This window comes from Streptomyces sp. NBC_01635, assembly GCF_045209715.1.
GTDB lineage: Bacteria > Actinomycetota > Actinomycetes > Streptomycetales > Streptomycetaceae > Streptomyces > Streptomyces hirsutus.
This window is the reverse complement of record NZ_CP109277.1, coordinates 405544-419368: the sequence shown is the minus strand read 5'-3', so window position 1 is coordinate 419368 and position 13825 is coordinate 405544. Positions and strand designations below refer to the sequence as shown.

16 protein-coding genes are annotated in these 13825 nt (G+C 67.6%); 10 read left to right on the top strand and 6 right to left on the bottom strand.

What is annotated here, in order from left to right; all coding sequences use genetic code 11:
- Window positions 1-196: 196 nt before the first annotated feature.
- Entirely contained in the window at window positions 197-1663 is a 1467-nt protein-coding gene (locus OHB56_RS02065; protein WP_406351289.1) for a serine/threonine-protein kinase, read from the top strand.
- A 4-nt stretch (window positions 1664-1667) separates the two neighbouring features.
- On the opposite strand, the gene OHB56_RS02060 is transcribed toward OHB56_RS02065, so the two are convergent.
- The gene (locus OHB56_RS02060; protein WP_326756795.1) at window positions 1668-2360 is read right to left on the bottom strand and encodes a hypothetical protein; all 693 of its coding nucleotides are present in this window, start codon (window positions 2358-2360) and stop codon (window positions 1668-1670) included.
- Between OHB56_RS02060 and OHB56_RS02055 the strand changes: the two genes are divergently transcribed.
- Entirely contained in the window at window positions 2344-3054 is a 711-nt protein-coding gene (locus OHB56_RS02055; protein ID WP_406351287.1) for an IS6 family transposase, read from the top strand. The genes OHB56_RS02060 and OHB56_RS02055 overlap by 17 nt on opposite strands.
- 90 nt (window positions 3055-3144) lie before the next feature.
- Window positions 3145-3921 carry a hypothetical protein gene (locus OHB56_RS02050; RefSeq protein WP_326756793.1) on the top strand — a complete coding sequence of 259 codons (777 nt, stop codon included), beginning with the start codon at window positions 3145-3147 and terminating at the stop codon, window positions 3919-3921.
- Between the two features lie 28 nt (window positions 3922-3949).
- Here the strand turns inward: OHB56_RS02050 and OHB56_RS02045 are convergent, their stop codons facing one another.
- On the bottom strand, window positions 3950-4495 hold the full coding sequence (locus tag OHB56_RS02045) for an AAA family ATPase (RefSeq protein WP_326756792.1): 546 nt from the start codon (window positions 4493-4495) through the stop codon (window positions 3950-3952).
- Between the two features lie 292 nt (window positions 4496-4787).
- Here OHB56_RS02045 and OHB56_RS02040 point away from each other — a divergent pair, with 292 nt between their 5' ends.
- Together OHB56_RS02040 and OHB56_RS02035 are read left to right on the top strand one after the other, a co-directional pair.
- On the top strand, window positions 4788-5732 hold the full coding sequence (locus OHB56_RS02040; protein ID WP_406351285.1) for a 3'-5' exonuclease: 945 nt from the start codon (window positions 4788-4790) through the stop codon (window positions 5730-5732).
- Between the two features lie 231 nt (window positions 5733-5963).
- A complete protein-coding gene (locus tag OHB56_RS02035; protein ID WP_326756790.1) occupies window positions 5964-7103 on the top strand; it encodes a hypothetical protein in 1140 nt (379 codons plus the stop codon).
- A gap of 155 nt (window positions 7104-7258) precedes the next feature.
- Here OHB56_RS02035 and OHB56_RS02030 read toward each other — a convergent pair whose 3' ends face one another.
- The 3 genes from OHB56_RS02030 to OHB56_RS02020 are packed head-to-tail and all read right to left on the bottom strand — an operon-like array spanning window position 7259 to window position 8428.
- Complete coding sequence (locus tag OHB56_RS02030) at window positions 7259-7465, bottom strand: hypothetical protein (RefSeq protein ID WP_406351283.1); 207 nt, start codon at window positions 7463-7465, stop codon at window positions 7259-7261.
- A 45-nt stretch (window positions 7466-7510) separates the two neighbouring features.
- The gene (locus tag OHB56_RS02025; RefSeq protein ID WP_406351282.1) at window positions 7511-7648 is read right to left on the bottom strand and encodes a hypothetical protein; all 138 of its coding nucleotides are present in this window, start codon (window positions 7646-7648) and stop codon (window positions 7511-7513) included.
- A gap of 60 nt (window positions 7649-7708) precedes the next feature.
- On the bottom strand, window positions 7709-8428 hold the full coding sequence (locus OHB56_RS02020) for an IS6 family transposase (protein WP_406351281.1): 720 nt from the start codon (window positions 8426-8428) through the stop codon (window positions 7709-7711).
- Window positions 8429-8874: 446 nt separating this feature from the next.
- Between OHB56_RS02020 and OHB56_RS02015 the strand changes: the two genes are divergently transcribed.
- Window positions 8875-10113: a SpoIIE family protein phosphatase gene (locus OHB56_RS02015; RefSeq protein WP_326756786.1), complete on the top strand. Its 1239-nt coding sequence runs from the start codon at window positions 8875-8877 to the stop codon at window positions 10111-10113.
- An 878-nt stretch (window positions 10114-10991) separates the two neighbouring features.
- Here OHB56_RS02015 and OHB56_RS02010 read toward each other — a convergent pair.
- Window positions 10992-11534, bottom strand: coding sequence for a DUF4232 domain-containing protein (locus OHB56_RS02010; RefSeq protein WP_326756785.1), 543 nt, complete (start codon window positions 11532-11534; stop codon window positions 10992-10994).
- Between the two features lie 390 nt (window positions 11535-11924).
- Here OHB56_RS02010 and OHB56_RS02005 point away from each other — a divergent pair, with 390 nt between their 5' ends.
- From OHB56_RS02005 to OHB56_RS01990, 4 genes are all read left to right on the top strand, one after another.
- On the top strand, window positions 11925-12236 hold the full coding sequence (locus OHB56_RS02005; RefSeq protein ID WP_326756784.1) for a helix-turn-helix domain-containing protein: 312 nt from the start codon (window positions 11925-11927) through the stop codon (window positions 12234-12236).
- Window positions 12237-12294: 58 nt separating this feature from the next.
- Window positions 12295-12444, top strand: a complete 150-nt coding sequence (locus OHB56_RS02000) for a winged helix-turn-helix domain-containing protein (protein ID WP_406351278.1) — start codon at window positions 12295-12297, stop codon at window positions 12442-12444.
- Entirely contained in the window at window positions 12441-12965 is a 525-nt protein-coding gene (locus OHB56_RS01995) for a transposase (protein WP_406351277.1), read from the top strand. The genes OHB56_RS02000 and OHB56_RS01995 overlap by 4 nt, the downstream gene beginning before the upstream one ends.
- Before the next feature lie 37 nt (window positions 12966-13002).
- Window positions 13003-13823, top strand: a protein-coding gene (locus OHB56_RS01990) for an IS5 family transposase (RefSeq protein WP_406351275.1) whose coding sequence is annotated in 2 segments (ribosomal slippage) — window positions 13003-13345 and window positions 13345-13823 — 822 coding nt in all. Because the reading frame shifts where the segments join, the coding sequence is not laid out codon by codon here.
- Window positions 13824-13825: the final 2 nt, after the last annotated feature.

The window sequence follows — 13825 nt, the reverse complement described above, 5'->3', positions numbered from 1 at the left end:
CGAAGTGACAACCCTGGGTGAGGTGGCGGCCGACTGCCTCGACCAGACCTTGACCTATGAGCCGGCCGCATAACCCGTTCGGGTGGCTGACGGCCAGGCCGTCAACTGCCCGGGACGGTGACGCGCCCGATGTGCGCGGGCTACCAGGATCTCACTTCAGTCCCGTGGGAGGGCCGGGCTGCAGGATGATTCCGTCATGGCGACGGGGGAAGAACCGGAGAGCTCGGCGACGACCGAGCAGCGGCTGATCGGCGGGCGTTACCGGCTGACCGAGCGGTTGGGCGCTGGCGGCATGGGCACGGTCTGGGCGGGCTGGGACACGCTCGTGGACCGAGAGGTTGCCGTAAAACAGGCGCTCACGGCGTCTGCCGGGCCCCTGGCCGCGCGGATCCTGCGGGAAGCTCGGGCGGCGGCGCGCGTAGAACATCCGGCCGTGGTCACCGTGCACGACGTAGTGGTGGAGGACGGTTACCCGTGGATTGTCATGGAGCGGGTGCACGGAGAGTCGCTCGCAGACCGCCTTGACCACAACGGAGCCCTGCCCGAACGCGAAGCTGCCCGGATTGGTATGGCGGTCACGGAGGCGCTTGCCGCCGCACACGCGCGGGGAGTGCTGCACCGGGACGTGAAGCCCGGCAACGTCCTACTCGGCAGTGGCGGCAGAGTCGTACTGACCGACTTCGGCATCGCCTACATCGTGGGCGAGGAGTCGCTGACCCAAGCCGGGGAGTTTGTTGGCTCGCTCGCCTACACCGCCCCCGAACGGATGGGCGGACAGCGGCCCGGACCCGCCTCGGACATGTGGTCCCTCGGCGTCCTCCTTTACGAAATGGTGGAGGCCACATCCCCATTTCGGCGAGCGTCGATGGAAGCCACGGTCGGCGCGGTCCTCGCTGGCAAGACGCCGCCGCTCCACCGCGCCGTCGCGCTGGCGCCTCTGATCAAGGCTCTGCTGGTCACAGATCCCGCCGCCCGCCCGGCGGCTCAGGCGGTCATCGAAGCGCTGCGCGCCACAGCCGGGTCCGCCGAACCGGTTAGGAAGCCCGCCGTGACAAGGTCCCAACAGCGGATGCGGTGGGCAGCCGCGCTGCTGAGCACGGCTGCGGTGGCGGTCCTCACGCTGCCGCTCCTGGACCGATTCGACGACTCTCCGTCCTCCCCCTTAGCCTCAGCACCCCCCACGCCCACGAACTCACGGAGCTCCTCGCAGACTGGCGCCAAGGGCTACGAACACGTCTCACAGCCCGGGTTTGAGCTGGAGGTCTCCGCAGGATGGCGGCACCACGACAAGAACGCCAGTGCCCAGTACCGCTACACCAGGGGAGAGTACGAATTGATCGTGGTCCCAGGCCGTGACGCCGTCGCAAACTACGCCAAGGACCTCATGATTTATCAGCGAGACTACGAGCCGGAACTGCAGCCGTACCGGGACTCGACGTGGGCCACAAGCAGCGGCTTGACCACGATCAAAGTCAGCGGATACCGGGGCGTACGAGGCCAGTTCACCTGGGAAGCCGAGGGTAAAGAACGATTCGTCCTCAACCGCGCTCTGAACATCGACGGCCGTATCCACCTGCTGGTGGCCACCGGGCCCGAAGCCGCACGGGACACGGTGAGCCGGTTCTACGATCACGCAGCAAAGACATATAAACCGGCAAAATGACCCTTCAGCTCGAACGGGCAACGACCTGTCCGACGACGGAGAAGCGCCTTTCGCACTGTGGGCAGGTTGCCTCGCCGAAGGCATAAGTCAGGGCGTGCGCCACATCCTCGTGACCGTCCGCCAGGGCTAGCTCGTAGAGGCGGCGGCCGAGGCCGTCGAGGGTGCGGGGGGCGGCCGGATGGAGAGGGAGGGTTTCGGCGTCGTCGGAGAGAGCGTAGTCCTCCGACGTGCTGAAGAAGCCCCGCTCACCAACGATCACCCATACCGCCGTGCAGCCGTCTGGATCGGGGCAATCAAGCTCGTACTCCTCGCTGACGATGCCCCAGGTCAGGTCCTCTGCCCAGTGGATGTCGCCCTCCAGGTTCAGGACCGTCTCAAGCAGGTGGCAGTAGTCGTTCCGGTCAGCGGTGGCCTGCCGCCACCGGTTCGCAGCGGTCAGTAAGCGTGCGACTTCGGGGGCGTGCTGGTCACGTAGTTTCCGGGTCTCGTATCGCTGGTCGGCCTGAACAAGGAGGGCACCGGCCAGGTGGAGGGCCGCGGCCGCCGTGTCGGCGTCGTCGCCCTCAGCCATGTCCATCAACGCGGGCAGTACCAGCGGATGGGACGGCGCTGTCACGTTGGCTGACAGGATGGGAGGATCCTCGGGCTGATCACGGTGGAGGGGGTCATCCGTGGAGGGCATGTCGCCGTCGTACAAGGGGCACCGGTATCCGGTCGAGATCATCTCCCACTGCGTGTGGCTGTACTTCCGCTTCCCGCTGTCGTTCCGGGAGGTCGAGGAGCTGATGCTGGAGCGCGGCATGATCGTCTCGTACGAGACGGTCCGCCGCTGGTGCGCGAAGTTCGGTCAGCAGTACGCCAACGCACTGCGCCGCCGACAGCCCCGGCCCGGCGACAAGTGGCATCTGGGCGAGGTCTTCATCAGGATCAACGGTGAGCGGAAATACCTGTGGCGGGCCGTCGACCAGGACGGGATGGTGCTGGACATCCTGATGCAGAGCCGCCGGGACACGGCTGCGGCCAAGCGCTTCTTCCGCCGCCTGTTGACGAAGACGGGCGAGGTGCCGTGGGTGATCGTCACGGACAAGCTCTGCTCCTACGGCGCGGCCCACCGCGAGGTCATGCCCTCCGTCGAGCACCGTTCCCACAAGGGCTTGAACAACCGGGCCGAGAACAGCCACCAGCCCACCCGGCAGCGCGAACGGGCGATGAAAGGCTTTCGCAGTGTGGGCGCCGCGCAGCGGTTCCTGGCCGCGTTCAGCGGCATCTCACCCCACTTCCGGCCCCGCCGCCACCCGATGACCGCCCCCGGCTACCGCGCCGAGATGACCGTCCGCTTCGCCCTCTGGGAGCAGGTCACCGGCGTCACCGGCCGACCTGCCACGGCCTGAGCCCAGGGCCGGCACCCGGCCCCACCACACCTCGACACACCGTCAGACACCCGCACACCCAAACAACGTGACAACGCCCCCTCTCCGGCGATGGACTGGGCCACCATCCGCCGCTATGCCCACTATCACGTCCCCGTCCTGCGGAAGTGGGGCAAGCGGGTCGAGAGCCTGCGCGAGATCACGCCGAAGGACGTCGAAGACGCCGTCGCCGCACACACCGGCAACTCGGCCCATGGCGTCCACGGCGCCCTGAGATCGCTGTTCCGAGCCCTGAAACGAGAGCGGGTCGTCTTCCGGGACCCGGCCCGCAACGTCTCCGCCACCTACGTCAAGAACGCACCCCGACGGATCCCGTCCGACCGCCTTGCCGGACTTCTGGACAGGGCGCCGACCGCGATGGCTAAGGCCGCTGTCGTCCTGGTCGCGATTCACGCGCTGGGCTCGACGGAGATCCGACGCCTGCAGTTGACCGACCTCAACCGCTCCGTCGGCCGTCTCATCACCCACCGCAGAAGCGACAGGCACACCGTCTACCTCGACGAGCTGACTCTGACCCTCCTCACCGCGTGGCTACGCGAACGAGCCGAGCGCTGGCCCCGCAGCACCAACCCGCACCTGTTCGTCACGCAGGTCACCGCCCTCGGCCCAGAAGGCCCGCCCGTCGCCAAATACGGTCTCCAACCGATCTTCACCCAGCTCGGACTCCAGCCTCAGAAGCTGCGGATCGACCGGATCTTCGACGAAGCACACGAGACCGCCGACCCCGTCCACCTGATGCGCGTCTTCGGGATCGCACCCGAGACCGCGATGAAGTACGTCAAGGCCGCCCACCCGCACCGCTTCATCAAGGACCCCACCCAGGCATGACGAGCTGGCTGGTTCGCGGCCCCGCTTATCAGTCAGCAATGGGCCCGCCGACGTGGGCCAGCACGTTGTCGGCCAACTCCTTGGGGGGCAGCTCGCCGTCCAGGAACACGGTGTCGCTGGGCAGCGTGTCCATTGCGGCCGTGCACGCCTCGATCTTGGCCTTGCACCACTGTCGGACCCGCTCATCCTGCTCGGGATCGTCTGGAGTAAAGCTTCGTCCGTCGATCCGCTTCACCAAGACATCCTCGGAGACCTTGAGGAAGAAGTGATGCACGACGATCCCCGCGGCCTTCAGCGCACCGAAGATCTCCTCGAGATACTCCGGGTTGACCAACGTCATGGGGACGAGAACGGGCCGCTGATACTCCTCGACGAGCCCCACAGCCAGATGCGCAACCTGCCGCCGCCACAACCGCAGATCCTGGAAGTCGCCGGTCGGGACAGCCACGATCTCGCGCAGCACATAACCGACCATCTCCGGGTCATAGACCAGCGCTGCGGGCCACCGCGAACGAAGTTCATCGACCAGCGTGCTCTTCCCGCTGCCGAACGCGCCGTTCACCCAGACGATCACACGCATCTCCCCATCGCCGACGTCTCCCCCATTTGGCATGACAGACCCCAGCACCGCACACCGAACCGCGAGGATGGGGCCGAATCACACTTACAGATCATGCCCGAATGATCGTTAAGTGGGGCCGAAACCCACTGATAGCTGGGACCAGCTCACGTTGTCCAGGCCAGTCGGAAGCCCGGAACCCACGGGCTACTCTGCCTCCAGGAGCCCAGCCACCCTCCGGTTCCCTGGATTTCCCCTCCAGGAATCCACGAACCCGTCGGCTTGCCGGCCGAGCGACTGGAAGTACGTGGAGGCGGCCGGATGGGTCACGCCGGCGGACACCTACGAGCGCCGGGTCGGCCGCTCCCGCACGGTCACCGTCGCGCTGTACCGGCTCGGCGACGTCCGCGCGCTGCGGGACATGCCCGGCGTCGACTGGAAGGCCGCCCGCGGTCTGCCCAAGGGGGCCCCGAGTCCGCTGCGCGAGTACGCCAAGCTCGCCCCGCCCCGGGCCGCCGTCGTCCGCGCCTTCGCCCAGGGCCTCGCCGACCGGCACGGCGTGAGGGTGTGGGCGTGGAACAGCCCGTACTCCGGTCGCTGGGAGCTGGACTGGGAGCGTGTGGAGGAGGTGCCCACCGAGGAGACCGTGCGCCGGGAGCTGGCCGCCGATCCGCAGGCCGCCTCCTACGCCGCCGAGATCGTGCTGGGCCCCGCGTGGGGGGAGATCACCCGCGAGGCCAGGGAGCTGCTCCAGCCGGGCCGGGCGGCCGTCGTGGACACCGAGACCACCGACCTGTTCGGCCGGACGGTCGAGATCGCCGTGCTCGACGCGGCCACCGGCAAGAAGCTGCTGGACACCCTGGTCAACCCCGGCGATGCCAAGATCAGCGACGGCGCCCGCTGGGTGCACGGCATCACGGACGAGATGGTCGCCGACGCCCGCCCGTTCGAGAAGATCCTCCCCCGCCTGCGCCAGGTGACCAGGGGCCGGATCATCTGCGCCTACAGCGCCGAGTACGACCGCACCGTTGTGCTCAAGGACGTGGAGCGGGCCGGGAAGAAGCCGATGCACCTGGAGCCGAAGGGCAACTGGTACTGCCTCATGCAGGCGTACGCGGACTGGCTCGGCGTCCGGCGCTGGCTCCGGCTCGGTGGCGGCCACCGTGCCGCCGGGGACTGCGAGGCCGCCCGGCAGGTACTGATCGAGATGTCCAAAGGCCGTGGGTTCGAGTTTTCCGAAGGGGGCTCGTAGCCGAACTCACGGGTGGTGCGTCCAGAACGGTACCGAAGCGGGCTCGGGTTCGTCCGAGCTTGCCGAACTGAGGCACCGGTGTCGGCGCTGCCGGAACCGCGACCGAGCTGGCGGTATCAGGCCGGGGCGTGGCTGGCCGTGGACCGCTGAAATCAGGGGCTGTGAGCGTACTGGGCCGTATAGCCTCGTGGTCCGCCGATCATGCGGCGACCTCGATACAGGGAGGCAGGCATGGCCGCCAACAGCCCGACGACGTGGGATGAGCTGCTGGCCGGACCGTTCAACATCCACGTGGTCACGACCCACAACAGCGTCGTCCTCGCTGCGATGCGGGACACGTTGGATCTGACCGACGAGGCGTTCCACCGGATGATGCGCGCCGATCACTTCCGGCTCACCCGGAACCTCGGCGAGTTGGGCATCGCCTACAGCAGCCTCGCCAAGGCGCTGGTACCGGATCACCGCCGCAGGGAGATCGCTCTCCTCTTCGACTCCGCGGTGGCCTCCCTGAGCTCTCGCGGCTTCTACGGCATAGACGTGGCGGAGGCGTGGATAGCCGGTCTACCGCGGCCGCGGAAGGGAGTCCCGGTCAACTCGATCCTGCGCGGCGACATCCTCCACGACTCCGCCGACCAGGTGCAGGCGGCCATGGACGTGAGCGTCGTCTATGACCGGCCGTTCACAGTCATCCACCCCTCTCAGGTGTACGTCGTATATGTCACGAACCTGTCCGAGGAGCAGGGCAACACGCTCACCGCCAGCGCTGCTGAGCACCCTGCCTACATCGGGCACGCCGACTGCACCGACCGCAGCGCCCTCAAGGAGCACTTGGGTCTATCCCTGATGAACTCTGGCCTTCGCGTGGGCGACATGATCCTGGAAGGTGTAAGCGAAAATGGCGCCGAGCCAAACGGCGCGGGGCTGCCGTTTGAAGCACTCGGCTTCACGCCCACGGCAGTGATCGACACGCAGTTCCTGCCGTTCCTCGGCTACCACATCAACAGCCACCTCACCGGCATGAACCGCGAGGACAACGGTTTGGCGCTCACCACGCTCAGCCCTGACGCCGCGTACCTGGAGTCACCCGACATCTGGATGACCCCCGGCCGGTACGGGTACCTCCAGGACGGCAAGCACCGGGACTCCATGGAGCAGGCCGGCCTGCTCCACCTGAGTCAGCCCGCATTGGAGGTCGCGGTCAGCAAGCTGGTGGCGCAGGGGTACCTGTACAACCTGCGCCTCAACGAGTACGGGGACCTGCTGTACATGGCACTGGTCGACATCGAGGTGGAGGGGCGGTACCGGACCTTCACGATCGGACTCCGGTTCAAGCTGGAGGACAAGCGCGTCGAGTTGACGACCTTCTTCTGACCCCATCCCGGAGGACTTGCTGCCGTCGGGGGCGACTACCCAGGCTCTGGTCTCGGTGCGGGTCTCGTGTTGCGGAGGCTGTGTTCGATGAGGCCGGGTTGATCGATGGTGCTGGTGTAGCGCAGGGCCGCGCCGACGGACAGGCCGAACAGGTCTCAGATGCGGCGGGGGTCGCCGCCGGTGGCCTCGGCCTCGTGGAGGAGGCGGTCCTCGCGGAGCCGGCTGGTGGGTATGCCGAACCGCAGGCTCTCGCCCCGGCGGTGACGCCGACGAGCCCTCAGAGGTCGACGCACCGGTGGACGATCGCCGGGGTGGTCGTCGCCGTGCTCGGCCTCGTGGTCACCGCTGTGCAGCTGGCTCACGGCTGGTGACCTTTCGCTGGGGCCCGATCAGGGCCCAGCGGGGATCTACCGCTCGCGTAGGTCGTACGGGTTGATCTCCTCGTATCGATCGTCGGACTCGTCCCGGCCGAAGCTCTCTTCCCAGCGTTCCGGCCAGTTCGCTGGGCCGCCAACCCGGAACCGGTCGTCGGCCCAACGGGGCATTGTCACGTTGGTGGGGTGTTGATCGATTGAGGGCGTGTAGGGGTCGGGCGGGGGCCTGGGTCACGCTGCGGTGGGCAGGGCGATGGCGCCCGTGATCTGGTCCCAGACGGTGAAGCGGACAGTCATCTCGGTGCGGTATTCGGCGGCGGTCATCAGGTGGCGGCGGGGCCGGAAGTGGGGTGAGATGCCGCTGAACGCGGCCAGGAACCGCTGCGCGGCGCCCACACTGCGGAAGCCTTTCATGGCGCGTTCGCGCTGCCTCGTCGGCTGATGGCTGTTCTCCGCCCGGTTGTTCAGGCCCTTGTGCGAGCGGTGCTCGACCGAGGGCATCACCTCGCGGTGGGCCGTGCCGTAGGAGCGGAGCTTGTCCGTGACGATCACCCGCGGCACCGAGCAGGTTCTCTTGAGCAGTCTGCGGAAGAACCGCCGGGCCGCAGCGGTGTCCCGCCGGTTCTGTACGAGGATGTCGAGCACGGTGCCGTCGGCGTCGACGGCCCGCCACAGGTACTTCTGCTCGCCGTTGATCTCGATGAAGACCTCGTCCAGGTGCCACTTGTCGCCGGGCCGGGGCCGTCGGCGGCGCAGGCCGTGGGCGTAGGACTGCCCGAACTTCAGGCACCAGCGGCGGACCGTCTCATAGGACACGACGACACCGCGCCCGAGCATCAGTTCCTCGACCTCGCGGAAGCTGAGCGGGAACCGGAAGTACAGCCACACGCAGTGGGAGATGATCTCGACCGGGTACCGGTGGCCCTTGTACAACGGCGGCGTACTGCCCACGGACAACCCCCTCCGCCATGATCAACCCGAAGATCATCCCACCCGGTCAGCCAACGTGACAGTGCCCTTCGAACCCTTCAGAGCCCGGCGACAAGGGCCCCCGCCCCCGCAAGGGCGAAAACAGCTCCGATCACCCTGCACGTGATAACACTGCTGGGCCACGACCGGTAGGCGTAGGACATCGCCTGGGACCGGTCAGCTGCCCCCGGACGTTGGCAGCCAAAAGTCCCCTGCCCACGAGAGCAACAGCTCCCTACATCAGCTCGAACTCATGACTGGTCACGGAACGTGACTAGTCAACCCGCAATGTCGATGGGAACTCGCCCACTGATCCCCAGGGCACTGATTCCAGCGCGGGCACGGTAGGTGCCGGCGGGCCCGGATCTCGGAATGCTCGTACATTGGTAGTGCAGGCGATTGCTCTCACGGACATCGGAGAGCACGCGATGAGAGACATGGATTTCACGGCCTTCTTCGCCGCCACCCCGAGCCCATACCTGGTGATGGACACGGACCTGGTGGTCCAGTACGTCAACCGGGCATACCAGCAGGCCACCGGTCTGACCAGCGAAGACCTGATCGGGAAGTACTTCTTCGATGCCCTGCCGGAAAACCTTGGCGCCCCGGCCGCCGACGCAGAGCTGAATCTGAATGCCTCACTGCGCCAGGTCCTGGATACCGGCACACCGGACACCCTGGTACTGCAGCGATACGACATCCCCGATTCCCACCAGCCGGGTGGGTTCGGTGAGCGGTGGTGGTCCACGATCCACACCCCGATTCCGGGGCCGGACGGCAGGGTGCGGTGGATCGTCCAGCGGTTCGAGGACATCACTGCCTTCGTCCACTCCGGCCGGGCACGCCAACTCACCGAGGAGTTCACCGAGCGGGAAAAAGGCATGGCAGCCGAACTCTATGTGCGGGCCCGCGAGCTGCATCAGTTGAACCAGGAGCTGCGTCAGGCCCACGCCCGCGAACGGCAGATCGTCGTCACCCTTCAGGAGGCCATGCTCGCCACTCCCGACCTGTGCCGCTTCGCGGACCGCATAGCGGTGCGGTACCTGCCCGCAACCAAGTCACTCAATGTGTGCGGCGACTGGTACGACATAGCCGACCTGCCACCCGACCGTTACGCCGTGGCGGTCGGAGACGTCGTCGGCCACGGCCTACAGGCCGCGGCCGTCATGGGCATGCTCCGAAGCGCACTGAGCGCAGCCATCCGGGCCACCCCCAATCCCGCCCAGGCGCTGGAAGTCCTCGGCCTGTACGCCCGCTCCCTGGAAGGCGCCACGGCCGCAACTGCGGTCAAGGTACTCATCGACCCCCGCACCAGACTGATCATCTACAGCAATGCCGGGCACCCACCGCCCGTCCTGCTCCATGTCCACGGGACCTGCGAGCTGCTGGACCAGGCCACCGACCCACCGCTCGGCGCCCGCCCGTACCACGTCCCTCGTCCCCAGGCATCCCTCACCTACACACCCAACGACACCCTGGTGCTCTACACCGACGGGCTCATCGAACGCCACGACGAGGACATCGACACCGGCCTGGCCCGCCTGACCTCCGCCCTCACCCAGCACAGCACCCTCGCCCCCGACCAGCTCGCCGATACGCTGCTCGCCCGTCTCGGCGTCAGCGGCGGCACCGACGACGACATCGCCCTGGTCGTCATCCGCCTATGACACTGCCGCTTCAGCTCGAGACACCGGTCACTGACGTCTGACGCCGGTGGAGACCAGCCCCGTTGACCCCGAACAGACAACAGCCCAGACCCACCCGGAGATCCAAGGGGAGGTGCAGGCACAGGCACTTACTCGGCACGGAGACGCTCGGGACGTGGTGGACTCGCCACTCATGGAGCCCCGAGAGTCCTCCACCCTCCGCCGGTGGACCTTCATACAGGGGTCAGCCGGTGGTGCGTACGCCCTTCCAGCCGGGTCCGCGCCGGCGCACCCGCCCGGAGCGCGGCGCGGGCACCTCGGCGACGTCCTCGGCGGCGTCTATGCAGCATCCCGCGGGTTCGTCCTGGCTTTCATCTCCCGTTGCCGCAGGTCAGCCCGGCAGACGGGAGCGATAGATCAGCATAGATCATGATGAACCTTCAGGATTCCTGAAGGTTCATCATGATCCCTACGCAGGCGCCCAGGGTGAGGGAGACGAGGTGCCTGGTCAGGCCCCATGCCGAGGAACCGAGGGGCACGGCGAACTCGCGGGATGTTGCACAGAAGACCGCCGCCGCGAAGCCCTGAAAGCTACCAGCGGGTTACTTGTTCCCTGGTGTCCGAGCTAGGACTACAAGGCCAACCCGGGGTAGCGCCGAGGTAAGCCCAAAAGCCGCCAGTTCTTGATCTTGGCGGGTGTGGTGGTCGGTCAGCTCAACGCAGGCTGGCAGCCGGGAGTGCGTTGACGTGGTTCTCGTACTCGCGGCGGGCCTTGCGCTGGGCCGGGCGTGCCGCGTGTCAGACGTGGCCACCGCACCACCCGGAGGCTTCAACTCATTTCGGAGTCCTGCGGTGGCCACCAGCGACGCTGAAGGGAAGCTCAGAGGCTGTCCAGTTGGTTACAACCCGACCGGGTTGAGGTAGGTGGCCGGGCGGGTGGCGCCGTCCTGCTTGAGGATCTGGCCGCCGAACGGCCACTTCAGGGTGAAGTGCTCCGTCTCGTTCGGCGGGGTGACCAGGAACTTTGCCGGAACGAACTTCTCCTTCTGCGGGGTGGACTTGGCCACCGGGAGCAGGTTGATGCTGAAGTCCACCGTGTCCCCCTGCTTCAGGATCATCTTTTCGGGCTTCTTGGAGGAGCGCGCCAGCGACCAGGTGCCGTCGGTCTTCTGAGTACCGGTCATGTCGACACCGGCGAAGCCGGACAGGGTGCAGGTGCGCTTGCTCTGGTTGGTGAACCAGATGTACGCCTGGGTCTGCTTCTTGGTCTGCTCCATCTCCGGCTTCGCGTCATCCCCCATGGCGAAGCCGGCCTTCAGGTCGGCGGTGTGGCAGCGGGTCGGCTCGGCCTTGGCGGGGGCGGCCGAGGCCGGGATGGCGGTAGCGGCAGTGCCGGCGACGACGACGGCTGCAAGGGCTACGGCGGTCAGCTTGCTCTTCATGAAGTTTCGGGTTCCCCTCGAATGCGAATCGGCGCGCGAGGTCAGTGCGCGCCTACACACCTGAAGATGTGCAATGCCTGGGGGAGGTTCGGTGTGCCGGAGAGCTTTTTCCGACAGCCAGGCTCCCAACTGTGGCCGCGTACGAGAACTCATGCGGTGCGGGCCGTTGCAGCGTCGTGGAGGAGGACACCGCAACGGCCCGCGACCTCGCTCAGCGTCCGGTCCAGCACAGCGGGACCGATGGCAGCGTGCGACGCCCGTATCCGACCTGAGTATCACGCTGAGCTACATGGCACTTGGTTCGCCGCTCGTTACTGATTTCGGCGTCTTGGGGTCTGGATCTGTGCCGGGACCGGTGACGCAGTCCGTCCGGGCTGGTACGCCGGAGGCATGCGGTATCCGGACGGGGGCGGGCTGACCGCCGAGCAGCGCAGGCGCCGGGAAGAGGTGCGGATGCGGGCCGTTGACCTCTTTGAGGAGGACGGGGAAGTCCCGAGCATCGCCCGGGAGTTACGGGTGAGTGAGAAGTCGGTCTACCAGTGGCGCCGCGCCTGGAGGACGGGCGGACGCGAGGCGCTGCGTTCCAAGGGCCCCTCCGGCTACGACTGCCGCCTCGGCTCGCGACGTGGCTGGAGGAGGGGCCGGCCGCGCACGGCTGGACGGATGACCAGGTGTGGACCGCTGCGAGGGTGCGCACGCTGATCGGGCGGAAGTTCCACCTCTCCTCCAGCATCTCCGGGGTGACCGGCTGCTGCACCGGATGGGCTACAGCGTGCAGGTGCCGGACAGACCCGCCGCCGAGCGCGACGAGGAGGCCGTCGCCACGTGGCGGGAGGTGACCTGGCAGGAGGTAAAACCCTCCGGGCGGCGACCGGGGCGTTCGTCTGCTTCGAGGACGAAGCGGGCGTGACCGGCCGGCCGCCCAAGGGCCGGCGCGGCATCACCCCCAGGGTCAAGGTGTCCGGCCGGGGCCGGGGACGGCTCTCGGTGGCCGGGCTGCTGTGCTACCGGCCCGGCCTGCCCGCCCGCCTGTGCTACCGGCTGCGTCGGCATACCGGCCGCACGGGCGAGCGCCGCTCGCTCGGCGAGATGGACTGCATTCGCCTGCTCGACGGCGCCCACCAGCTGCTCAAGGCCCCGCTGATCGTGGTGTGGGACCGGCTGAGCACCCACATCTCCAGGGCGATGCAGGCGCTCGTGGCCGAGCGGGGCTGGCTGACGGTGGTCCTGCTGCCCGGGTATGCGCCCGACCTCAACCCGGTCGAGGGCCTGTGGGCGCATGTCAAGCGGAGCCTGGCCAACCTGGCCGCCCGCGCCCTCAGCGAGCTGGAGATCCTGCTCCACAGGCGGCTCAAGGCGCTGCAGTACCGGCACCACATCCTCGGCGGATTCCTCACGGGGACCGGCCTCGCTCTCGAGAGACCGAACTGACCCTAATACGCCGAAGTCAGTAATCCGGGGGTGCGGAGTGGCGCGGCCGAAGCGGTGGGAAGTCGACGACGAGCTGTGGACGGTGATCGAGCCGCTGCTGCCGAAGGTGGAGCGCCGAGCGCGCCATCCCGGGCGGAAGCGGCATCCGGACCGGCTGGTGTTCCAGGGCATCCTGTTCGTGCTGCATACCGGGATCGCCTGGGAACACCTGCCGCAGGAGCTCGGATTCGGTTCGGGGATGACGTGCTGGAGGCGCCTGGCCCAGTGGACCGAGGCCGGTGTGTGGCCACGACTCCACGAGGTTCTCCTCGCCAAGCTTCGCAGCGCGGACGCCCTGGACTTCTCACGGGCCGCAGTCGACGGCTCCCACATCCGCGCGTTAAAAGGGGCTCCAAGACGGGACGAAGCCCTGTTGACCGGGGCAGAAGCGGCAGCAAGCACCACCTGGTTACCGACGCCACCGGCATCCCGCTCGCGGTCACCCTGACCGGCGGCAACCGCAACGACGTCACCCAGCTCATCCCGCTGCTTCAAGCGGTACCACCCGTGCGCGGCAAGCGCGGTCGACCGCGCCGCCGCCCGGACGTCGTACTCGCAGACCGCGGTTACGACCACGACAAGTACCGCCGGCTCCTCTGGGACCTCGGCGTGAAGCCGGTCATTGCCCGCCGCGGCACCGAGCACGGCTCTGGCCTCGGAACCCAGCGCTGGGTCGTGGAGCGCGCGTTCGCCCACCTGCACTGGTTTCGCCGCCTGCGGATCCGCTGGGAGATACGGGACGACATCCACGAGGCTTTCCTCACCCTCGGCTGCGCAATCATCTGCTGGCGGCGCCTCAAGAAGGCAGTGCTGATCTGAGC

Excerpts from the sequence above, each read along its gene's own strand:
- OHB56_RS02025 (WP_406351282.1), bottom strand. The coding sequence starts at position 7,648 with ATGCCCCGTTGGGCCGACGACCGGTTCCGGGTTGGCGGCCCAGCGAAC.
- OHB56_RS02015 (WP_326756786.1), top strand. The coding sequence starts at position 8,875 with ATGAGAGACATGGATTTCACGGCCTTCTTCGCCGCCACCCCGAGCCCA.
- OHB56_RS02010 (WP_326756785.1), bottom strand. The coding sequence starts at position 11,534 with ATGAAGAGCAAGCTGACCGCCGTAGCCCTTGCAGCCGTCGTCGTCGCC.
- OHB56_RS02035 (WP_326756790.1), top strand. The coding sequence starts at position 5,964 with ATGGCCGCCAACAGCCCGACGACGTGGGATGAGCTGCTGGCCGGACCG.
- OHB56_RS02000 (WP_406351278.1), top strand. The coding sequence starts at position 12,295 with ATGGGCTACAGCGTGCAGGTGCCGGACAGACCCGCCGCCGAGCGCGAC.
- OHB56_RS02055 (WP_406351287.1), top strand. The coding sequence starts at position 2,344 with ATGTCGCCGTCGTACAAGGGGCACCGGTATCCGGTCGAGATCATCTCC.
- OHB56_RS02065 (WP_406351289.1), top strand. The coding sequence starts at position 197 with ATGGCGACGGGGGAAGAACCGGAGAGCTCGGCGACGACCGAGCAGCGG.
- OHB56_RS02050 (WP_326756793.1), top strand. The coding sequence starts at position 3,145 with ATGGACTGGGCCACCATCCGCCGCTATGCCCACTATCACGTCCCCGTC.
- OHB56_RS02005 (WP_326756784.1), top strand. The coding sequence starts at position 11,925 with ATGCGGTATCCGGACGGGGGCGGGCTGACCGCCGAGCAGCGCAGGCGC.